The organism is Haloarcula sp. Atlit-120R (genome assembly GCF_003665885.1).
GTDB lineage: Archaea > Halobacteriota > Halobacteria > Halobacteriales > Haloarculaceae > Haloarcula > Haloarcula taiwanensis.
This window is the reverse complement of sequence record NZ_QPLN01000002.1, coordinates 833,137-852,735: the sequence shown is the minus strand read 5'-3', so window position 1 is coordinate 852,735 and position 19,599 is coordinate 833,137. Positions and strand designations below refer to the sequence as shown.

General features: G+C 63.1%; 23 protein-coding genes. 16 read left to right on the top strand and 7 right to left on the bottom strand.

The annotated features are described in order from the left end of the window. A complete protein-coding gene (locus DVK01_RS11700) occupies positions 1 to 501 on the bottom strand; it encodes a macro domain-containing protein (protein ID WP_101349775.1) in 501 nt (166 codons plus the stop codon). 119 nt (positions 502 to 620) lie between these two features. Between DVK01_RS11700 and DVK01_RS11695 the strand changes: the two genes are divergently transcribed. From DVK01_RS11695 to DVK01_RS11650, 12 genes are all read left to right on the top strand, one after another. Continuing rightward, a complete protein-coding gene (locus DVK01_RS11695; protein ID WP_121536799.1) occupies positions 621 to 1,325 on the top strand; it encodes a YqjF family protein in 705 nt (234 codons plus the stop codon). A 21-nt stretch (positions 1,326 to 1,346) separates the two neighbouring features. Continuing rightward, positions 1,347 to 2,027, top strand: coding sequence for a DUF2071 domain-containing protein (locus DVK01_RS11690; RefSeq protein WP_101349773.1), 681 nt, complete (start codon positions 1,347 to 1,349; stop codon positions 2,025 to 2,027). A gap of 74 nt (positions 2,028 to 2,101) precedes the next feature. Next, positions 2,102 to 3,487 (top strand): response regulator, encoded by a 1,386-nt coding sequence (locus tag DVK01_RS11685; protein ID WP_121536797.1) that lies wholly within the window; start codon positions 2,102 to 2,104, stop codon positions 3,485 to 3,487. 36 nt (positions 3,488 to 3,523) lie between these two features. Beyond that, on the top strand, positions 3,524 to 4,318 hold the full coding sequence (locus tag DVK01_RS11680; RefSeq protein ID WP_101349771.1) for an HAD-IIA family hydrolase: 795 nt from the start codon (positions 3,524 to 3,526) through the stop codon (positions 4,316 to 4,318). Between the two features lie 66 nt (positions 4,319 to 4,384). Then, positions 4,385 to 4,975: a DJ-1/PfpI family protein gene (locus tag DVK01_RS11675; RefSeq protein ID WP_121536795.1), complete on the top strand. Its 591-nt coding sequence runs from the start codon at positions 4,385 to 4,387 to the stop codon at positions 4,973 to 4,975. A gap of 227 nt (positions 4,976 to 5,202) precedes the next feature. Then, positions 5,203 to 5,427 (top strand): zinc ribbon domain-containing protein, encoded by a 225-nt coding sequence (locus DVK01_RS11670; RefSeq protein WP_101349769.1) that lies wholly within the window; start codon positions 5,203 to 5,205, stop codon positions 5,425 to 5,427. A gap of 2 nt (positions 5,428 to 5,429) precedes the next feature. Further along, positions 5,430 to 5,600: a hypothetical protein gene (locus DVK01_RS22240; RefSeq protein ID WP_198560227.1), complete on the top strand. Its 171-nt coding sequence runs from the start codon at positions 5,430 to 5,432 to the stop codon at positions 5,598 to 5,600. Between the two features lie 158 nt (positions 5,601 to 5,758). Next, positions 5,759 to 6,007, top strand: coding sequence for an MTH865 family protein (locus tag DVK01_RS11665; protein WP_004515677.1), 249 nt, complete (start codon positions 5,759 to 5,761; stop codon positions 6,005 to 6,007). 126 nt (positions 6,008 to 6,133) lie between these two features. Beyond that, positions 6,134 to 6,283 carry a hypothetical protein gene (locus DVK01_RS22235; RefSeq protein WP_170083661.1) on the top strand — a complete coding sequence of 50 codons (150 nt, stop codon included), beginning with the start codon at positions 6,134 to 6,136 and terminating at the stop codon, positions 6,281 to 6,283. Positions 6,284 to 6,354: 71 nt separating this feature from the next. Next, positions 6,355 to 7,047, top strand: a complete 693-nt coding sequence (locus tag DVK01_RS11660) for a metal-dependent transcriptional regulator (protein WP_198560226.1) — start codon at positions 6,355 to 6,357, stop codon at positions 7,045 to 7,047. Then, on the top strand, positions 7,044 to 7,751 hold the full coding sequence (locus DVK01_RS11655) for a TMEM165/GDT1 family protein (RefSeq protein WP_101349768.1): 708 nt from the start codon (positions 7,044 to 7,046) through the stop codon (positions 7,749 to 7,751). Before DVK01_RS11660 ends, DVK01_RS11655 begins: the two co-directional genes overlap by 4 nt. A 66-nt stretch (positions 7,752 to 7,817) precedes the next feature. Continuing rightward, positions 7,818 to 8,213, top strand: coding sequence for a hypothetical protein (locus tag DVK01_RS11650; RefSeq protein ID WP_121536793.1), 396 nt, complete (start codon positions 7,818 to 7,820; stop codon positions 8,211 to 8,213). A 75-nt stretch (positions 8,214 to 8,288) separates the two neighbouring features. On the opposite strand, the gene DVK01_RS11645 is transcribed toward DVK01_RS11650, so the two are convergent. Genes DVK01_RS11645 through DVK01_RS11635 form a run of 3 tightly spaced genes read right to left on the bottom strand, consistent with a single transcriptional unit; the run spans position 8,289 to position 11,151 of the window. Beyond that, positions 8,289 to 9,263 carry a metal ABC transporter permease gene (locus tag DVK01_RS11645; protein ID WP_101349766.1) on the bottom strand — a complete coding sequence of 325 codons (975 nt, stop codon included), beginning with the start codon at positions 9,261 to 9,263 and terminating at the stop codon, positions 8,289 to 8,291. Continuing rightward, a complete protein-coding gene (locus DVK01_RS11640; protein WP_101349765.1) occupies positions 9,260 to 10,063 on the bottom strand; it encodes a metal ABC transporter ATP-binding protein in 804 nt (267 codons plus the stop codon). The genes DVK01_RS11645 and DVK01_RS11640 overlap by 4 nt, the downstream gene beginning before the upstream one ends. 2 nt (positions 10,064 to 10,065) lie before the next feature. Continuing rightward, positions 10,066 to 11,151 (bottom strand): metal ABC transporter substrate-binding protein, encoded by a 1,086-nt coding sequence (locus DVK01_RS11635; protein WP_101349764.1) that lies wholly within the window; start codon positions 11,149 to 11,151, stop codon positions 10,066 to 10,068. A gap of 154 nt (positions 11,152 to 11,305) precedes the next feature. On the opposite strand from DVK01_RS11635, the gene DVK01_RS11630 reads away from it, so the two are divergent. The 3 genes from DVK01_RS11630 to DVK01_RS11620 all read left to right on the top strand — a co-directional run bounded on the left by DVK01_RS11630 (position 11,306) and on the right by DVK01_RS11620 (position 16,467). Then, on the top strand, positions 11,306 to 11,896 hold the full coding sequence (locus tag DVK01_RS11630; RefSeq protein ID WP_101349763.1) for an Lrp/AsnC family transcriptional regulator: 591 nt from the start codon (positions 11,306 to 11,308) through the stop codon (positions 11,894 to 11,896). 127 nt (positions 11,897 to 12,023) lie between these two features. Then, on the top strand, positions 12,024 to 14,660 hold the full coding sequence (locus DVK01_RS11625) for a heavy metal translocating P-type ATPase (RefSeq protein WP_121536791.1): 2,637 nt from the start codon (positions 12,024 to 12,026) through the stop codon (positions 14,658 to 14,660). Positions 14,661 to 14,712: 52 nt separating this feature from the next. Then, positions 14,713 to 16,467, top strand: a complete 1,755-nt coding sequence (locus DVK01_RS11620) for an AarF/ABC1/UbiB kinase family protein (protein ID WP_101349761.1) — start codon at positions 14,713 to 14,715, stop codon at positions 16,465 to 16,467. A gap of 32 nt (positions 16,468 to 16,499) precedes the next feature. Here the strand turns inward: DVK01_RS11620 and DVK01_RS11615 are convergent, their stop codons facing one another. Then, the gene (locus tag DVK01_RS11615; protein WP_121536789.1) at positions 16,500 to 18,029 is read right to left on the bottom strand and encodes a cryptochrome/photolyase family protein; all 1,530 of its coding nucleotides are present in this window, start codon (positions 18,027 to 18,029) and stop codon (positions 16,500 to 16,502) included. 170 nt (positions 18,030 to 18,199) lie between these two features. On the opposite strand from DVK01_RS11615, the gene DVK01_RS11610 reads away from it, so the two are divergent. Further along, entirely contained in the window at positions 18,200 to 18,775 is a 576-nt protein-coding gene (locus DVK01_RS11610; RefSeq protein WP_101349759.1) for a halocyanin domain-containing protein, read from the top strand. 22 nt (positions 18,776 to 18,797) lie between these two features. Here DVK01_RS11610 and DVK01_RS11605 read toward each other — a convergent pair whose 3' ends face one another. Both DVK01_RS11605 and DVK01_RS11600 read right to left on the bottom strand, forming a co-directional pair. Beyond that, on the bottom strand, positions 18,798 to 19,100 hold the full coding sequence (locus tag DVK01_RS11605; RefSeq protein ID WP_101349758.1) for a hypothetical protein: 303 nt from the start codon (positions 19,098 to 19,100) through the stop codon (positions 18,798 to 18,800). Next, on the bottom strand, positions 19,097 to 19,459 hold the full coding sequence (locus DVK01_RS11600) for a helix-turn-helix domain-containing protein (protein WP_101349757.1): 363 nt from the start codon (positions 19,457 to 19,459) through the stop codon (positions 19,097 to 19,099). The genes DVK01_RS11605 and DVK01_RS11600 overlap by 4 nt, the downstream gene beginning before the upstream one ends. Positions 19,460 to 19,599 lie beyond the last annotated feature (140 nt).

Genomic DNA, 19,599 nt, shown 5'->3' with positions numbered 1-19,599 from the left:
TCAGCTGCGAACGTCGGCCGCGACCCGTTGCATTGCCGCGAAGTCGTCGTCGGAGTAAGCGATGAGTCGCACGTCTGTCAGAGAGTCGGGCTGGTACTCGTCGATAACAGTACAGATAACCCTGATACCCGCCTCAAACTCGAACCCGGCGATGCCACAGCCGATGGCCGGGAGGACGACTGATTCGCAGTCCAGCGCGTCAGCTTCTGCCAGTGCGTTTCGGGTTGCGTTGCGGATGCTTGCGGCGGTTGACTGACCGCCCGGCGGCATCGCGGCGGCGTGGATGACGTACTCGGCGTCGAGGTCGTAGGCGTCGGTCGTGGCGACACCGCCGAGGTCGACCGGGCCTTTCGCGACGGCTTCATCGTTCAGGCCCGACCCGGCAGCGCGCTTGAGCGCCCCGGCGACGCCGGAGCCCATCCGGAGGCTCGTGTTCGCCGCGTTGACCAGTGCGTCCGCCGACTGTGTAGCGATGTCGCCCTGGATCACCTCGAACTCCATACGCGACGCTGGGAGCGGCACTGACAAAGTTTTAGCGCCAGCGCGACCGAGCGGTTTCATTGGTACCTGTCACCGAACCCCACAGCAGGCAAAAACCCCTCTGGTCCCTACAAACAGGTATGGACCTGTTGACGATGACGTGGCGAGACGTGGGGTTCATGCACTGGCCGATCGAGCCCGACAGTATCCAGACGACACTGCCGGATCAGCTCGATGTCGACACGTACGACGGGCAGGCGTGGCTCAGCGTGGTCCCGTTCCAGATGGCGGACATCAGACCGCGAGGCAGTCCGATTGGGCGGTCCTTCGGCGAGCTAAATCTCCGGACCTACGTAGTCGCTGACGGGACGCCGGGGGTGTACTTCTACAACCTCGACGCTGACGACCGCCTCAGCGTCACGCTGGCACGGCAGCTGTTCCAGCTGTCCTACTACCAGGCGTCGATGCAGGTCCGGACTGACGGCGACAGCGTCGAGTTCCGGAGTCGCCGGACCAGTTCGCGCGCGCCACCGGCGGATTTCCACGCCACATACGAGCCGACCGAACCGCCGTCGCCGCCCGAACCGGGCTCGGTGGAGTCGTTCCTAGTAGAGCGGTACCGCTTTTATGCCGCGAGTGACGACGGGACGGTGTATTACGCCGACATCGACCACGAGCCGTGGCCACTGCAGAGAGGACACGCAGATATTCGGACGAACGGCCTGTTCGCCGCGTCGGGCTTTGAGAACCCCGATGGCGACCCGCTCGTCCACTACTGCGCCGAGATTCCAGTGACTGCGGGTCGGCTTCACCGGCTCGACGGGGGTGCCCAGTACACTGATTAGCGTGTCGGCCCCAGTGAGTATGTGGTCGCCCTCCGTCCGCTGCAGGTCACGCTTGATGACGTCTGCTTCTGTCACTGGCCGGTCTCCGAGGCCGCGGTACGATCGGCGGTCCCCGACTGGCTCACCGTCGAGACGGCCGACGGTGACGCCTGGGTGTCGGCCGTTGTAGCGACCGTCGACCGCGTCGAGACGTTTGGTATCGAGGTTGCTGGGCCGTCTGAGTTGCTCACGGTTCGAACCTACGTCCGCGGGCCGACCGGCCAGCGCGGGGTCTGTGTGCTCGGGCTGTTCGGTGACGACAGGCGGACAGCGACGGCGGTTTCGGAACTATTTCGCATTACGGTTGGTGATGCCGTCCCACGGACGCTCTCAACGGCTGACCGTCGCCGGGTCCTTGACGCCGGGGAGCGACGACTGTTCGAGTGTCGGTACACCTCCGGCGGTGAGCCAGTGGCGCTTCCACCGGACTCGCTGGCCGCCTTCCTCGTCGACCGGCAGCGATATTTCACGACCGGGCGCTTCGGGACGCACCTCGTCGGCAGCGTCGGTCACGACCCGTGGCGACTCGACCGCGTTGACGCTACTGTGACCGGATCTGTGCTCTCGATAGTTGATATATCGGCTCCTAACTCGGACCCGCTGGTCCACCACAGCCCTGCGCTTCGGGTTTCGGTGGCCCCACCGGTACCGCCAGAGCCGTGACCAGCGGGCAACCTGGCTCCCTTGAAATATAAGTACGGACAGACCGTTGGGGGAACAAGGACCCTGCCGCCCATATGACAGCTGAAACTAATATACGAACGCTTGTTGTTGACGATAGCGATTTTTTCGCGGAGATGACCGCTGATACGCTCACGCAACAACACGGCATCGAGTCCGTTGCTGCAAACAGCGCCATGGAAGCGCTGGAACGACTTGACGGGGGCGGGTTTGACTGCGTCGTCAGTGACTACGAAATGCCCGAAATGGACGGGCTGGAACTGCTCGAGGCAATCAGAGAAACGAACCCGTCTATCCCGTTCATTTTGCTGACCGGCCGCGGGGACGAAGAGACGGCGAGCGCGGCTATCGCGGCGGGCGTCGCCGACTACCTGCTGAAACTGGAAGTCGTCGAAGACAAGCAGTACGGTCGGCTAGCGAACCGAATCGAGAACGTTGTTTCCCAAGAGCGGACCCGCAAGAAGTTCGAATCGCTTGTGTCGGACTCGCCGGACGGTATCGTCCACCTGACGACTGACGGGACCATCCTCTCAGCGAACCCCTCGATGGCACGCAGACTGGGTAGCGACCCCGACACGCTCGTCGGACAACAACTGAGCGACGTGATGGACAGCGAAGCGGCCAATCAGCGTCTCGAAGCCGGGAAAAGCGCAGTCAAAAACGGGACTGCGACTCGCTCCGAGGACGCCGTTGGGGGACGACACTACCACAACCAGTACATCCCTGTCGACAGCCACCGCAAGGCGGATACCTTCCAGCTGGTGTCACGCGATATCACGGAACGCGTTGAACGCCAGCGCGAACTGGAACGCCAGAACGAGCGACTCGAAGAGTTCGCCAGCGTCGTCAGCCACGACCTGCGGAACCCGCTGAACGTCGCTCAGGGCGCGGTCGATCTGCTTGAGGAGCCCGCCGATAGCGAGGAAGCCGAACTGGTCGCCAAGATCGACCGGTCACTGGACCGGATGGGCTGTATTATCGAGGACGTGCTCACGCTGGCGCGGCAAGGCCAGACGGTCAGTGACCCACAGGAGACAGAGCTGTCGACGCTGGCGTCGACCGCGTGGACATGGATCGAGGCTGAGCAGGCCTCCATGTCGGTCGAGTCGAGCACGGAGCTCAACGCCGATAGCGGGCGTGTCCAGGACATGCTGGCGAATCTGTTCCGGAACGCCATCGAACACAACGACGGCGACGTGGAAATCGAAGTCGGACTACTGGGGTCCGACGACGGCTTCTACATCGCAGACAACGGCGAAGGTGTCGAGGGCGACGCTGAGGACGTGTTCGAGATGGGCTACTCCTCGACGGAGGACGGAACCGGATTCGGCCTGGCTATCGTCGAACAAGTCGCTGAAGCCCACGGCTGGGAAGTGTCTCTGACCGAGAGTGACAGCGGCGGGGCGCGTTTTGAAGTGGCAGGCGTCGAACTGCACAACTGAGACGGACTTTTCACTGCTGGGACCCGAGCAGTGGTAATGACAGTTGCGGGGGTTATCATCGACCTCGATGGAACGGTGTACCACGGAAACACGCTGTTGCCGGGCGCGGCGTCGGCAATCGATACGTTCAGGCAGCGTGGTCTGGGAATCTGCTTCTTCTCGAACAACCCCATCCACGACGGGAGCGAGTATGTCGAGCGGTTGCAGGGATTGGGTGTCGACGCCCGCGAGGGCGAGGCCTGTTCCTCCGGCGTCGTCACCCGCGAGTACCTCAACGGATCTCATGCGGGTGACGACGTGTTCGTCATCGGGAGTGAGCCGCTCCGCAGCATGGTCACGGGGACAGAGGCACGGCTGTCCGAAGACCCAGCCGAGACAGACGTGTTACTGGCCTCTTGGACGGACGGCTTCCACTACCACGACATGGTCGACGCGCTCCGGGCCGTCGACGACGACACCGTCTTCCTCGGAACCGACCCGGACCGAACGTTCCCTGGCGAAGACGGCGACCCGGTTCCGGGCTCCGGAGCGATAATCAACGCCGTCGCTGGCGTCATCGAACGGGACCCGGACCGGATACTCGGGAAGCCTTCGGAGATTGCCGTCCAGGCGGCCCTGGAACGGTTGGACTGTGGGCCAGCGGACTGTCTGGTCGTTGGCGACCGGCTGGAGACGGACATCGCAATGGGCGAACGGAACGGAATGACGACCGTTCTTGTCCGGACCGGCGTGTCCAACGAGCGGTCGCTGGAACGGAGTGCTGTGACACCTGACTATGTCATCGACTCGCTGGCGGAGATTGAGGACGTGCTGGTGGCGCTCGACGCATGACACCGTTCTGGTAATTCACCTGCGGCTTTATTTTGACTGCGGCAGTAGCTTTCAGTGGTGTTTCCAATGGGCAAAGACATCCTCATGATCGTCGGTGATTTCGGCGAAGACTACGAGATAATGGTGCCGTTCCAGGCGCTACAGATGGTCGGCCACGAGGTCGACGCAGTGTGTCCCGACAAAGCGGCCGAAGAGACGATCAAAACAGCGATACACGACTTCCGCGGCGACCAGACTTACATGGAGTCCCGCGGCCACGATTTCGTCCTCAACGCGACGATGGCCGACGTGAATCCCAGCGACTACGACGCGCTCGTCGTCCCCGGCGGGCGTGCCCCCGAGTATCTCCGGACGTATGACGAGGTGCTTGACGCTGTACGGCACTTCTTCGAGGAAGACAAACCAGTCGCGGCGCTGTGTCACGGTCCACAGATTCTCGCTGCCGCCGACGTACTGGACGGCTACGAGATGACATCGTACCCGGCCTGTCGCGCAGAGTGTGAGGCCGCCGGCTGTTCGTGGGTCGACGAAGTGGTCACCGACGGCAACCTCGTCACCGGGCAGGCCTGGCCCGACCACCCCGAGTGGCTCGCGCAGTTCATCGCCCTGCTCGGGGACGACGTGTCCCACGGCGAACCCATCCCCGCCGACGACTGAGACAACACACGAGTAGACGAATTCATAACAAACAAATAACCGGACCGTTTCCGTTCGTTGAGGCGGGTGGGAACTGGCATAGTGCACCATTACGTTCGCCCGCCTCGTTTTCCACAATTACAAAATATAACAGATTCCAGTAACGAACTGCCACCGCCAAGAAGGGACCGAGTGCGTGTCACAGTGCCACCAGATTTGTTATGCTGGGGAGAGAACAGTCGTGTGTAATGCCCTCCGACACCTCCCGAAACGACGACCGCGGCTGTCCGAAGTGCGGCCACACTGGCACTGACGTGGGTAGCATCTCAACCACCGGCGGCGGTCTCTCGAAGATGTTCGACATCCAGACGAACCAGTTCCAGGTCGTCACGTGTACGAACTGCGGCTACTCTGAACTATACCGTGACACCGGGTCCGCTGGCAGTGACCTGGCAGACATCTTCCTCGGGTGACGATGGCCGCCGTAAGCGGACTGTTCGTCGTGGTCGTGTTACTCGCACTGGTTGCACCGCTGGCCCTGTACGCGCTGGTCAGAAGCGAACACGACCAGCGGGTCGAGACGGACCGGGAGACTGCCGAACGGCTTGCCCGCCGCGATACGAACGACGAGGGTCGAACCCGGTGAGTGGCCCGGGCCGTCTCGTCGACCGCAGCGGCGAGTTGTTCACACAGTGATACAGCACCACGATTGTCAGAACGGCGCAAGGTTCGAATAAACTCAAAACAATGGGAAAGTGTACCGATGTCGAACCTTTTATCATAACACTCGCACAACGTCCGACCATGGTTGACAAAGAAGACCTCAGATCACAGTTCGTTGATGCGTTCGAGGAAGCTGACTACCCGATTTCCAGTCCGATGGACCTCGTTCCGGCACTTCCGGGCGGCCCGTCAACGAAGTTCGAGTCCGGTGACTTCTCGATGACAGCGATGGAACTGAACACGAAGCTCAACGGGGAGTTCCCGTACGAGAGTGTCGACGATTTCGTCGACGACGTCATGGCCTCGCTGGAAGATCAGGACCTCATCTAAACAGACCACACTGAATCCGACCGCGGTACCGCTTTTGCGCCACAACTCACAGGGTTCCGAAGAGGGCACCGGTCGCCGTCTCCGCGTACCCTTGAGGTTTATCAGGGCAACGTCCCTACCTAGGGTATGGTCGGTTTGTCGGGGATCGAGACGCTCGTTCGGACGTTCGGACCGTTTCTCATCCCCGCAACGCTGTTCGTTCTGGGTGCCATCGGCTATCTGTTTCTGTGGCTCCTGACCCGGAACCGACGAGAAACATACGCCGCCGACGAGTGACAGCAGGCGGCCGGGCGCACGAAGTTGTTGGAACCGTCAATTTTTTGCGTTAGATTCGTCTAATCCGGTGTATGCTGAGTGCCAAGATGGAGGATTATCTGAAAGCCATCTATCGCCTCGAGCGGGACGGCGACCCGCCGATTGCTCCGTCTACTATCGCCGAGATGCTGGACGTGACCGCACCGACCGTCACCAGTATGGTGGAAAAACTGGCCGACCGCGGGCTGATCGAACGCGAGAAGTACAAGGGCGTACAGACAACCCCGGAAGGCGAGACAGTCGCCCTCGAGATCATCCGCCATCACCGCCTGCTCGAGACGTTTCTCACGGAGCAGTTGGGGTACGACTGGGCCGAAGTCCACGAGGAAGCGGAGGTACTCGAACACCACATCAGCGAGGAGTTCGAGCGCCGAGTTGCGGCGGTCCTCGACGAACCGGAGTTTGACCCCCACGGGGACCCGATTCCCAGCGATTCGCTCGACCCCCTTGACGACGAGTCCGCGACGGCGCTGTCAGAGCACAGCGAAGGTGGGCGACTCGAAGTCGCACGTGTCCGGGACCGCGACCCCGACGAACTCACGTATCTCTCCGACGCCGGCGTCACGCCGGGGACCGTGTTGACTGTCGAGGAGGTCGCGCCCATCGGGATGGTGACGGTCCAGCTAGAGAGCGGGTCGTCAGTGTCGCTCCCGGACCACATCGCCGATGCGATTCAGGTCCGCGCACCGGATACGCAGGGCGAGGACGGAGTGAGTCAGGCGTGAGCGACGCGACGTGGCTGACAGTGGTCGCGATAGCAGCCGGTGCACAGCTTGCGGTCCTCCCCGGCGAGAAAGTACAGTTCATCATCGCCGGCCTGTCGACGCGGTTCAATCCGTTCCTCGTCGTCAGCGCCGCGGGCACCGCCTTCGCCGGCTGGACGGCACTGGAGATCTGGTTCGGCTCCGCAATCACGGCGGTACTACCCGGTATCGTTCTTGAAAGCCTCACCGCCGGGATGTTCCTGCTGTTCGCGATACTGCTGGTCCGCAGTGCCCCGGCAGCCGACACAGAGCAGCAGGAACCCGCGTCCGGGTTCACCACTGACGGCGGACAGCTAGACGTTCGCGTTCCCGTCGTCGACTGGCAAGTGCCGAACAAGCTCGGCGGCTTCCTGCCCATCTTCGCGATGATGGCCTTCGGCGAGTTCGGGGACAAGACCCAACTCATCACCATCACGCTTGCCGCTCAGTACAGCGCCCACGCCAGCGCTATCTGGACCGGGGAGATGCTCGCCATCATTCCAGTGAGCCTCGTCAACGCGCTGTTTTTCCACCGGTTCACCCACCGTTTCGACCTGCGGAAAGCGCACTTCCTCGGCGCAGGGCTGTTCCTGTTTTTCGCCGCGGACTTCGCCCTGAGCGTGACGATGGGGTTCTCGCTGTGGGAAACGATGGTCTCGACCATCGCGGCGCAGGCGGGTGTCTGAGACGAGCAGTTCGGCTGTCTTGAGCCGACAGAAGACTTTTGTTAAACGGTTGACCAGCCCCGGGTGATGCCCTCCAGACGGAGTATCCTCACAGCAGCAACACTCGCTGCCCTCTCGGGGTGTGTAGCACTCAGTCCTGCGAGCGCTCGACTTGCCGGCGTACGGCTAACCAACACCGGTTCAGCGACACATGAGTTCGAATTCACGGTCACGGTCGACCGCGAGACGGTGTACGAGGAGACACACACTGTGAGGGCTGGGGCAGACGGTGCAGTGGAACTGGACGATGCGCTGCCGGACAGACAGGGCAAAATAACGATAGCGACGGCCATCGCCGGGACCGATCTCTCTGCGGAGACGACGTTCGACGACGACGCGTGTTACGACATCATTGTCGAGTACACCGGGGACGACGTCGTCCACTGGCAGAGCGCGAGCAGCGACTGTGATGCGTTCCGGTGACTCGCCCGTCGGCCAGCGTGTCGCCGCCAGCCGTGGCTCTCAGTTGCACCCACCGCCCCCAGTCGAGACCGGCGTTCAGTCCTGACTGATGCTGTCAAGTTCCCGCGCTTCGTCCGGCGCGCCCCTCTGTCGGACCTTCCCGACGAGAACCGAGAGGACGTAGATCCCGACTGCGACGAGTACGATGACGCCGCCGGCTGTTGCACCGACGTAGTACGAGATACCGATGCCGAGCAGGACGGCGAGTTCGGCCAGCACAATCGAGACCAGCAGTGATTCCGAGAAGCTCCGGGACACCTGCGTCGCGCCGGCAACCGGGACGACCAGCATGGCCGCGACGAGGATGACGCCCATAATCTGCATCGCGCCGACCACGACGAGCGCCGTCAGCATCACCATAATCCGGTTGTACCAGGCGACCGGCAGTCCGGAGACGGCGGCGGCGGTTTCGTCAAACGTGACGTACAGCAATTGGTTTCTGGTGATCCCGACCGTTGCAACGATGACGCTGAACAGCCCGAGCATGATGACCGCGTTCTCGGCAGACACCGTCGAGAGGTTACCAAAGAGGTACTGATTGATACCCACGGCCAGCCCACCAGCGTTGAGGCTGATGAGAACCGTCCCAAGTGCGAACCCCGTTGAGAGGACAATCGCCATCGATACGTCGTTGTAGGCGTCGGTCGCCTCGGAGATTAGTTCGATGAGCAGCGCCGCGATGACGGCCACGACGACAGCGGTGAGATACGGCGACACGCTCAGTTCGAGGACGGCGTTGAGAAACAGCCCGACGGCAACGCCGGCGAAAGCCGTGTGGGCGAGTGCATCCCCGATGAGGGCGAGCTGGCGGTGGACAAGAAAAGTTCCGATGAGTGGTGCGATAACACCGACGCACAGCCCGACCAGTATCGCCCGGTACATGAACGTGTATTCGGGGTTGATAAGCTCCAGTCCGGTCAGGTGGTAGAGCAGTGCCAAAAGCCAGTACCACACGTCGAGGATCGGGACGAACGCCTCGTAGACGCCGCCGGCCGCAAACGCGAACGTCATCGGTTGCCTCCGGTCAACGACTGTGCACCCGTCCCGAACGCTCTGGCCAGCGCCGCACTGTCGGTGAATTCCGCCGATGGCCCGTCGAAGTAGATCTCCCGGTTCAGACAGATGACGCGCTCCGCGTGTTCGATGACGGCCTGCAGGTCGTGTTCGATAAGCAGGACGGTGATGCCCTCGGCGTGGAGCGATTCGAGCAGTCCGTAGAAGGCGTCGACTGATTCGGTGTCCACGCCGACGGTCGGTTCGTCCAGCACGAGCAGGTCAGCCTCACCCGCGAGCGCCCGAGCGATGAACGCACGCTGGCGCTGCCCGCCGGAAAGCTGGGTGATTCGCCGGTCGGCAAAGGCAGACATCCCGACCGTGTCGATGGCCCTGTCGACGATACGCCAATCGGCTGCGGAAAGACGTCCGAACCCGACGTGTGGGAACCGGCCCATCTTCACCACTTCGCGGACTGTGATGGGCATCTCCCGGCTCGCCCCGGCACGCTGTGCGACGTAGCCGACCTTGGCTCCGTCGTCGAACGCCGTCGCGTCGACGCCGAACAGCTTTGCAGTCCCGCTATCTGGCTCCAGCAGGCCGAGCAGCAACTGCATGAGCGTCGACTTGCCGGACCCGTTGGGGCCGACAACGGCGACGTACTCTCCGGCGTCGATGCTGACAGTGATGTCTTCGACGACAGGCGTGGACGTGTACCCGAACGACACGTCTGTGAGTTCGACGACTGATGACCTGCTTTCGTTCGAGTCGGTCGTCGCTTCGTCGGTATCGTCTCGGTGGTGTGAGCGCATGGCCATCTTTATTCGAAATTCCGCCACTTCTCGCTCCAGCCGTCGGGGCCCGCGTCTTCAGGAGCCGTGTTGCCCAGAACGACCTCGAACGTCGGCATATTTATCTGGTAAGCGATTTCCTCGTATCCCCAGCCGTTTTCGACCCACTCCTCACGGACGCCAGCATATGGCGTCACCGGGTAGTAGGCTTCGACCGGTGTTTCGGCGAGTAGCTGCTTCGCTGGTTTGCGCGTCTCGAAGACGCCGGCTCCGATGTACCGGATATCGTTGTCCTCGATGACCGCTTTCGCCTCAGTGATGTCAGAGGGTTTCACGTCACCGCTGGCAGCGAGGTTAACCACAAGCGGGCGCATCTCGACGCCATAGCGCGTTCCGATGTACTGGAATGCGTTGTGCGCCGCGAGCTGGACCACGTTTCTGTCGGCCCGGTCGAAAATATCGGCGTAGTCCGCGTCGATGCGGTCGAGGACCTCAGCGTTGTACGTCTCGGCGTTGTCCCGGAGCGTGTCTTCAGCGTCCGGGGCGAGCGCGACCAGCCCCTCGGTGATGTTGTCGACCGACTGTTTCGCGCGCTGTGGGTCAAGCCAGAAATGAGGGTCGCTGGCTCTGTTCTGCCCGACGCCCTCTTCGTCGCGGTCAAGGCTCGCCGCGAGCGATTCGAGTTCGATACCCTCGCGGACATTGATGAGGTCGGTATCGACGTTGTCGTCTTTGAGCGTCTGAATCGCGCGGTCGGCCCATGGCTGGAAGTCCGGGCCGACGTGGATGAACGCGTCCGCGTCGATGATATCTCGCGTGATCCCGGCGTCCGGTTCCCAGCCGTGGCCGTGCAACCCAGTCGGGATGAGGTTCTTGACCGTTATCGGCGTCCCGCGTGCGACCTTGCGGGCGAAGTCGTAGAAGCTGAAGAACGACGCGACCGCAACCGGTCCGTCCGAACCGTCCGTCCCGCCGCTGCTAGTCGATGCCGCCTCTCTCCCGCCGCCGGTCAGGCAGCCGGCAAAGCCGGTCGCAAGGGCTCCGGCTCCGGCACTGAGTGCCTGCCTGCGGGTGACTCCATACGGCCGCTCGTCGCAGGGTTGGTTAGTTTCCATGTGTGGCTTGCTGTCGGAGAAGAATATAATAGTTTCTATCTAACTATAGTATTAGACTAGTCTAATTCGCAAGCCAGCTCGTACCTGAAGGCAGCTCTGTGGCACAGACGCGGGTGGACACAACACATAAACCGGCGCTGGAAGTTGGTCCGGTATGCCCGGACTCGACGACACGGACCACGAAATTCTCCGACTGCTACTCGAAGACGCGAGGCGACCATACAGCGACATCGCTGAACGAGTTGACCTCTCGGCCCCTGCCGTCTCCGATCGGGTCGACAGGCTCGTCGAAATGGGACTGATACAGGGATTTACCGTCGATATCGACCGCTCACTGCTACAGGCCGGCGTGCCGGTTCTGATCGAAGTCACTGCGAAGCCGGGTCGGGCCGCCGACATCGCTACAGCGGTCAGCGACGCAGACGCCGTCGAGCGGGTCTATCGGACCGCTGGTGGCCGAGTCGTACTGGTGGCGAACGTCTCTCAGGCCGACGCGAGCGACCTCCTCTCCCAACACGTCGACCTCGGGGACGTGGATCGCTACGAGGTCCGGATGATTGCGGACACCGAATGGACCGCCGGGCTGGGTGCGGCGGAGTTCGCGCCCGACTGCGCGGAGTGTGGCAACTCCGTCGACGAGGAGGGGGAACAGCGAACGCTCGGCGGGGAGCGGTACTACTTCTGCTGTGGCTCCTGTGCCGAGCGGTTCGTCGACCAGTACGAATCGCTCAAAGAAGGGGCCTGAACCGGTTCGGGGTTCAGAATGGAAACTTATCGGCTATTCGAGTTTAGTTCTAAATTAAGCAGCCGGGTCTGACCTTCGAGTCAAAGGGACAAACCGCATGAATACGGGGGGCGTACAGTAAGACAAGATGAGCAACCGGACCACCCGGCTCGAACTGACGGGAATGAGTTGTGCCAACTGCGCGGGCACCATCGAAGAGTCGGTGGGCGAACTGGACGGGATTACATCCGTCGACGCGAACTACGCCACCGACGAGGGGAGCGTCGAGTACGACTCCGATGTGGTATCGCTAGCTGACATCGTCACTGCCGTACAGGACGCTGGCTACGGCGTGGCGACGGAGACGGTGACCATCGGCATCACCGATATGTCGTGTGCGAACTGCGCGGAGGCAAACGAGGAGGCGCTGGAGGAGACTGCAGGCGTCATCGAAGCCAGCGTGAACTACGCCACCGACGAAGGTCAGGTCACCTACAACCCGGCCGACGTGTCGCGTTCGGACCTCTACGACGCTATCGAATCCGCCGGCTACACGCCCGTAAGAGAGAGCAGCGAGAGTGCAAACGCCGACGACAGCGACGGCGGTGAGCAGTCCGGCGCTGATCGCCGCGCCGCCGCGCGCAACGAGGAGACGCGCAGACAACTTCGGCTCACGCTGTTTGGAGCGGTTCTCTCGGCCCCCCTCTTGCTGTTCATGGCGGACCACCTGTTCTCGCTCGGGCTCGTCCGCGAGACGATTCTGGGGGTACCACAGGGCTGGGTTGCCTTCGCGCTGGCGACGCCGGTCCAGATACTGCTTGGCAAGCCCTTCTACGAGAATTCCTACAAGGCGCTTGTCAACAACGGGCGGGCGAACATGGATGTCCTCATCGCGCTGGGGTCCTCGACAGCGTACCTCTACTCAGTGGCCGCGCTGGCGGACCTCATCGCGAGCACGGGGCTGTACTTCGACACGGCAGCGCTGATTCTCGTCTTCATCACGCTCGGGAACTACCTCGAAGCCCGTTCGAAAAGTCAGGCCGGGGCCGCCATCCAGCAACTCCTGGAAATGGAGGCCGACACGGCGACGGTCGTCCGCGAGGACGGCAGCGAGGAAGAGATTCCTATCGACGAGGTCGGGGTCGGCGACCGGCTGAAAGTCCGGCCGGGCGAGAAGGTGCCGACCGACGGCGTCGTCGTCGACGGCGACTCGGCGGTCGACGAGTCGATGGTGACCGGCGAGTCCGTCCCGGTCGAGAAAGGCGAGGGCGACGAGGTCATCGGCTCGACGGTGAACCAGAACGGCGTCCTCGAAATCGAGGCGACGAAGGTCGGCTCCGAGACGGCCATCCAGCAGATAGCCGAGCGGGTCCGGCAGGCCCAGTCACGCCAGCCCGACATCCAGAACGTCGCCGACCGCATCTCGGCGTACTTTGTCCCGGCGGTCATCGGCAACGCCGTCCTCTGGGCAGTGCTGTGGGCGGTCGTGCCGGAGACGCTGGCGGCCGTCGTCGACGCGCTCCCGCTGTGGGGGCTGGCCGCGGGCGGCCCGGCCGGCGTCGGTGTGAGCGAGTTCGCGGTCGTCGTGTTCGCCTCTGCCGTCCTGATCGCCTGTCCCTGTGCGCTGGGGCTGGCGACGCCCGCGGCGACGATGGTCGGGACGGCAATCGGCGCACGCAACGGCGTCCTGTTCAAGGGCGGGGACGTGCTCGAACGCGTCCACGAGGTCGACACCATCGTCTTCGACAAGACGGGGACGCTGACGAAAGGCGAAATGGAACTCACGGACGTGGAAGTCGTCGGTCCCGCTACGGACGGCGGGACGCTCAAGCCCGGGCGCGAGCTGACCGAAGAGTTCGTCCTCGAAGTCGCAGCCAGCGCCGAACACGCCAGCGAGCACCCGCTGGCCGAGGCTATCGTCGAGGGCGCGCGCGACCGGGGCATCGAGGTCGAGGACCCCGACGCGTTCGAGAACATCCCCGGCCAAGGCGTGAAAGCGACGACGCGCCACGGTCGCGTCCTCGTCGGCAACCGAAAACTGCTGTCCGAGGCCGGCGTCGACACCGCTCCGGCAGAGGACCGGATGGACACACTCGAGCGAGAAGGGAAGACGGCGATGCTGGTCGCGCTGGCCGAGGACGAAGGCGATGACGGCATCGAGGGCGACGGCGACCCGGACTACCGCCTCATCGGTATCGTCGCCGACGCAGACACGGTCAAAGAATCCGCCAAAGCTGCAGTCAGTGGCTTGCGCGAGCGGGGGCTTGGCGTCTGGCTCATCACCGGCGATAACGAGCGGACTGCCCGCGCTGTCGCCGAGGAAGTCGGCATCGACCCCGACAACGTGATGGCCGACGTGTTGCCGGAAGACAAGGCCGACGCCGTCGACGACCTCCAGAGCGACGGCGACCAGGCGATGATGGTCGGCGACGGCGTCAACGACGCGCCCGCGCTGGCGGCCGCGAGCGTCGGCTGTGCCATCGGTTCCGGGACCGATGTGGCAATCGAAGCCGGGGACGTGACGCTGCTCCGGGACGACCCCGCCGACGTGGTGAAGGCCATCCGAATCTCCGAGGCCACGCTCCAGAAGATCAAGCAGAACCTGTTCTGGGCGCTGGGGTACAACACGGTGATGATTCCGCTGGCTTCGCTGGGACTCCTTCAGCCGGTGCTCGCCGCCGCCGCGATGGCCGCCTCGTCCGTGTCCGTTCTCGCGAACAGCCTCGCATTCCGCCGGTACACGCCGGATTCGGCGTATCGGCTGTTGGGCTTCCTCCGGCGCTGAGCGAGGACCGTCTCCAGCAGACTCATTTGTCGCCGGGCCTCAGTTGCGAACAGTGACTGCTGAGGAGCGTGTCGCCGACGAGCCGACGGGACAGACAGTGTCACAGCCAGGCGGCGTCGGCGTTCGGCTCCGGGCGCTCTGGCGGGCGCTGGTCATCGTCTGGCAGTTCGTCCCGCTGCTCTGGCAGTGGGGCCGGGACCGCAAGCGGTACCTTCTGTTCGGACGGTCCCGGACAGTGGCCCCCGAAACCCGGACGCGGCGCGCACGCTACCTGAAAGACACCTTTGTCGACCTCGGCCCGGCGTTCATCAAACTCGGACAGATGTTGTCGACCCGGCCCGACGCGCTGCCGCGAGCGTACGTCGACGTGCTCTCTGAACTGCAGGACAACGTCCCACCGGACGCGTGGGCGACCATCGAGCCCGTCATCGAACGGGAACTGGGCAACGATATCGACGCGCTGTTCGAGGAGTTTGACACCACGGCGATTTCCGGGGCGTCGCTCGGGCAGGTGTACGAAGCACGCGTCGACGGCCAGCGGGTCGCTGTGAAAGTGCTTCGACCCAACATCAGAACGCGCGTCGAGTCCGACCTGCGCGTACTGTCGACGCTGCTACCAGTGCTCACCTACGGCGCGGACCCGGGTCAGGCGTTCACGCTGGAAAACCTCACCGAGGAGTTCGCAACGACTGTCCGCCGGGAGATGGACTACGGCCACGAGGCGCGGATGCTTCGGGAGATTGGCGACAACTTCGCAAACGACGACGACATCGCCATCCCGGATGTCGTCGAGAGCCACTCGACGGACCGCGTGCTGACGATGACGTACCTCGACGGGGTGAAGATCGACGACGTGGAGCGGCTGGACGACCTCGGCATCGACAGGCCGGCACTCGTCCGGCGGCTCGAAGAGGTGTACATCCAGATGATCGTCGAGGACGGCCTCTTTCACGCCGATCCACATCCCGGGAATCTGGCGGTCCAGTCAGACGGGACGCTCGTGTTCTACGATTTCGGGATGACCGGCTACCTCGGTCCCCGGACGCAGGACCAACTGCTTGACTTCTACGTCGGACTGGCGACTGATGACGTGGACCGCGTGATGGACGCCTTCGTCGAGATGGGCGCGCTAGACCCGATGGCCGACCGCGGGGTGATGCGGGAGGCGTTCGACATCGTCATCGAACAGTTCCGCGGGGAAGACATCAGTGAGTACCGCATCGAGCAGCTAGTGGGCCAGTTTGAGACGCAACTGTACGAGTTTCCGATGCGGCTCCCGCAGGACCTGGCGCTGGTGGTTCGGGTGACGACGGTCCTCGAAGGCGTCTGTCGGACGCTCGACCCCGAGTTCGACTTCATCGAAATCATTTCCGAGTACGTCATGGAGCGAGGTGCTGTGAACGACGTGCGAGAGCAGGTGCAAACAGAGCTAGAGGACGCGGTGACATCGTCGACCCGATCAGCGGTGCGGACAGCGCCGAAGGTGGAGGACACACTTGACAGAGTCGAGCGCGAAGAACTGCTCGTCAAGACTGTCCTCGAAGACTCCGACGGACTGAGCCGGGTGCTCGCCAAGCGGCTTCTGCTCGGTATCGTCGCCAGTGCCGGCGTGCCGGTGAGTGCCTACCTCTACACCGTGAGCGGGCTTCAGCCTGCAGCTCTCGCACTGGGCGGGAGCGCAGCGGTGGTCGGAGTTCTCGCGTGGTCGTTCCGCCGGAGTCGCGGACCGGCGCTGTCGTCACCGCAGTTCACTCGCCACGAAATGCGACAGCGGCAGGCGACTGACGGTACAGAGGGAGAAGAGTAGCCCCCAAACCCGCGTTCAGGCCGCAGCGGCGCTCAGAGTTCGCCCTCGGCCGCCATGTCCCGAATTTCCGTGGCCCGATCGCGGATCTCCGTGAGTTCCTCGTCGCTTTTGTTGTCGACGTGGCTGTACATCAGCCCCATCCGGTGGTTCGACCGGAGCGTGTCCTCGTTGCGGTCGAGGAAGTCCCAGTACAGCGCATTGAACGGACAGGCTCCGTCACCGGTGGTCTTCGTCTTGTAATACGGACAGCCCGAACAGTAGTCGCTCATCTTGTCCACGTAATTCGCCGACGAGGCGTAGGGCTTGGTGGCGAACACGCCCGCGCCGTACAGTCCCATCTCGACGACGTTCGGCGTCGTCACCCAGTGGAAGGCGTCGACGTAGCCGGCGTGGAACCAGCGGTTCAGCTGTGCCGGCTCGACGCCGTAGATAAGCCCGAAGTTGGCGAGAATCATCAGCCGCTCGATGTGGTGTGAGTACCCGCGCTCCCGAACCCCGTCGACCACGTCGGAGAGACAGGCCATGTCGGTGTCACCGTCCCAGTAGAAATCCGGCAGGGCCTCGCTCGCGCCGAGCTGGTTCGCCTCGCTCAGGTCCGGCATCTCTCGGCGGTAGACGTGCCGGAGGAACTCACGCCAGCCCAGCACCTGCCGGACGAACCCCTCGACGCTGTTGAGCGGCGCGTCTCCGTCCTCGTAGGCGGCGATAGCGCGCTCGATGACCTCCGCAGGGCCGAGGAGTCCCAGATTGAGCGACGTGGAAAGCAGACTGTGGCTCATCGCCCACTCGTCCTCTAACATCGCGTCCTGATACGAGCCGAACTCAGTCAACCGGTCCGTGACGAAGTGGTCCAGCGCGCGGACGGCCTGCCGACGAGTGACCGGCCAGCGGAACGGGTCTGGGTCAGCCCAGTCACCGCCGTAGGGCCGCTCGTCGTAGCTTCCCTCGAAGGTCGTTTCGACCCACTCGACGACGTTCCGGGTCACGTCGTCGGGCTCGAACTGCGGGGGGTCCGCTGGCGTCCACCCATCGGGCGGCGTCTCACGGTTCTGGTCGTCGTAGTTCCACTCGCCGCCGACGGGGTCGCCGTTCGCCATCAGGTAGCCCGTCTCACGGCGCATGAACCGATAGAAGTCCTCGTGACGGTAGCGACCGTCACTACTGCACCAGTCGTCGAACTGTGACGGTGAGCAGAGGAAGCGTTCGTCGGCGACAAACTCGACAGTTCCGCCGGCATCAGCGACCAGCGATTCGAGACGCGACTGTGCAGACTCAGTCTGTGGTCGGTGGGTGACGAGCGTGTCGTCAGGGGTGGCTTCGAAATGTGCTGCCAGTCCGTCCTCGAAGGTCGCTGCTCGCTGGTAGCGGACCGGTCGGCCGTCGTCGCGCAGTTCGTCGCGGAAATGCCGCATCGCGCTGAACAGCAGAATCAGCTTGTGTGGGTGGTACGGTAACTTGCGAGCGAACGACTCCGATTCTATCAGAAGCACCGGTTCGTCAGGTCGTCGAGCGACGGGACCGGACCGCCGGACAAGGTGGTCTCCGCGAAGCCAGACAGTCATCGACAAACAGACACTCCCATTAGTTCCACTACGGGCCTGTATCAGCATCAATCCCCGTCCGAACTGTGTTGGTATTCCGGGACAGCGGAGCGGTCAAAACCTCAATTATTGTTTCTTGATAAACGACAGAAACGACTCGCTTATACGTGCACAGTCATAAGTTTAAATGCATGACAGACGACCTCGACAGGCGGACGTTCATCCGCACGACGGCAGCCGTATCAGGCGCTGGACTCCTCGCTGGCTGTGGCGGGTCCGGCGGCGATGGCGGCAGTGGCGGCGATGGTGGCAGCGACGAAACGGAGGCCACCGACGCCGAGGAGATGGAAACCACTGATGCCGAGTCAATGGACACCGAGAGCAGCGGGGGAGTGGAAACCGCCGAAGCGCCGGGCGAGGTCGCGGACTACGTCGGCGACTCGTCGAACTTCGATGGCTCCATGGTCGTGATGACCGACCAGGACGAGGTCACAGTCGCTGTCGGGGCCGAGGGCAACGGCGGCGCGTTCGCCTTCGACCCGCCAGCGGTCAACGTCTCGACCGGAACGACGGTTGTCTGGGAGTGGACCGGCGAAGGAGCCGGCCACAACGTCAAATCCGAGGGCGACGGCCCGCTCGACTCGGGCTCGGCTGTCGCAGAGGAAGGGACCACCTACGAGTACACGTTCGAAGAAACCGGCACCTACCTCTACAACTGCGTCCCGCACAAGGCGCTCGGGATGGTCGGCGCAGTCGTCGTCGAATAACGGATCGTTGTCTGGCAGATTTTTATCGTGTTACCAGCGCGGAGCGGCTGGTGACGTACAGCGAGTACGCGATGACCGCGAAGCCGACCGCGGTGAGCGCGTTCTCGACTATCAGCGCGACGTCGGTCGGTAAGCCAAACAGCTGGTCTGCGACGCCGGCGAGCAACGAGCCGACAGTAATCGTCGCGAATCCGACGGCGAGATACGTGAGTCCGGTGGCCCTCGTTTTCACTGCTGCGCGAACAGCGAAGTAGGTGATAAGCCCACCGAGTAACACTGTCACAGTCTTGAATCCGATGACGATGAGTGGGATATCTGCGTTCATAGTTCCTCGCTGACACGAGACCACAGGAGGGCGAGCCGATCACTCGGCCGCTCCTCGGTCGGCAGAACGTCGACCTCGAACGCGCCGTCGGCGTCGATACCAACGAACACACCGTCACAATCCCGGACGTACGCCGTCGCGTGATGGCCGTCGGCACGCACCTCTGTTTCCTCGGCGACCAGTTCGGCCTCGCTCAATTGTTCGAGCTTCCGGTAGGTGCTTGTCTGGGGAAGATCACAGACCGAGGCGACCTCCTTGGCTGGCAACGGCTCGTCGAGCACCCTGAGTATGTCGCGACAGTCAGGGTCGGCGAGAGCGTCGAACAGCGCCTGTGTCTCGCTCGCGTCGTTGTGTGCCACGGAGGGGCCCTCTCAGGGAACGGGTGGAGGTGGTTCTGTGGACGGTTCGGTTTCGATATGACGGGGCAACGACGGGAATCCTGTGGGATACTTCGACCCGATGTCCTGCGGTACCCCGGTAGCAGTTTCCTGTCAGTGTC

Coding starts and splice junctions, on each gene's coding strand:
- DVK01_RS11700 (WP_101349775.1), bottom strand. CDS start 501: ATGGAGTTCGAGGTGATCCAGGGCGACATCGCTACACAGTCGGCGGAC.
- DVK01_RS11695 (WP_121536799.1), top strand. CDS start 621: ATGGACCTGTTGACGATGACGTGGCGAGACGTGGGGTTCATGCACTGG.
- DVK01_RS11685 (WP_121536797.1), top strand. CDS start 2,102: ATGACAGCTGAAACTAATATACGAACGCTTGTTGTTGACGATAGCGAT.
- DVK01_RS11680 (WP_101349771.1), top strand. CDS start 3,524: ATGACAGTTGCGGGGGTTATCATCGACCTCGATGGAACGGTGTACCAC.
- DVK01_RS11675 (WP_121536795.1), top strand. CDS start 4,385: ATGGGCAAAGACATCCTCATGATCGTCGGTGATTTCGGCGAAGACTAC.
- DVK01_RS11670 (WP_101349769.1), top strand. CDS start 5,203: ATGCCCTCCGACACCTCCCGAAACGACGACCGCGGCTGTCCGAAGTGC.
- DVK01_RS22240 (WP_198560227.1), top strand. CDS start 5,430: ATGGCCGCCGTAAGCGGACTGTTCGTCGTGGTCGTGTTACTCGCACTG.
- DVK01_RS11665 (WP_004515677.1), top strand. CDS start 5,759: ATGGTTGACAAAGAAGACCTCAGATCACAGTTCGTTGATGCGTTCGAG.
- DVK01_RS22235 (WP_170083661.1), top strand. CDS start 6,134: ATGGTCGGTTTGTCGGGGATCGAGACGCTCGTTCGGACGTTCGGACCG.
- DVK01_RS11660 (WP_198560226.1), top strand. CDS start 6,355: ATGCTGAGTGCCAAGATGGAGGATTATCTGAAAGCCATCTATCGCCTC.
- DVK01_RS11650 (WP_121536793.1), top strand. CDS start 7,818: ATGCCCTCCAGACGGAGTATCCTCACAGCAGCAACACTCGCTGCCCTC.
- DVK01_RS11645 (WP_101349766.1), bottom strand. CDS start 9,263: ATGACGTTCGCGTTTGCGGCCGGCGGCGTCTACGAGGCGTTCGTCCCG.
- DVK01_RS11640 (WP_101349765.1), bottom strand. CDS start 10,063: ATGGCCATGCGCTCACACCACCGAGACGATACCGACGAAGCGACGACC.
- DVK01_RS11635 (WP_101349764.1), bottom strand. CDS start 11,151: ATGGAAACTAACCAACCCTGCGACGAGCGGCCGTATGGAGTCACCCGC.
- DVK01_RS11630 (WP_101349763.1), top strand. CDS start 11,306: ATGCCCGGACTCGACGACACGGACCACGAAATTCTCCGACTGCTACTC.
- DVK01_RS11625 (WP_121536791.1), top strand. CDS start 12,024: ATGAGCAACCGGACCACCCGGCTCGAACTGACGGGAATGAGTTGTGCC.
- DVK01_RS11615 (WP_121536789.1), bottom strand. CDS start 18,029: ATGACTGTCTGGCTTCGCGGAGACCACCTTGTCCGGCGGTCCGGTCCC.
- DVK01_RS11610 (WP_101349759.1), top strand. CDS start 18,200: ATGACAGACGACCTCGACAGGCGGACGTTCATCCGCACGACGGCAGCC.
- DVK01_RS11605 (WP_101349758.1), bottom strand. CDS start 19,100: ATGAACGCAGATATCCCACTCATCGTCATCGGATTCAAGACTGTGACA.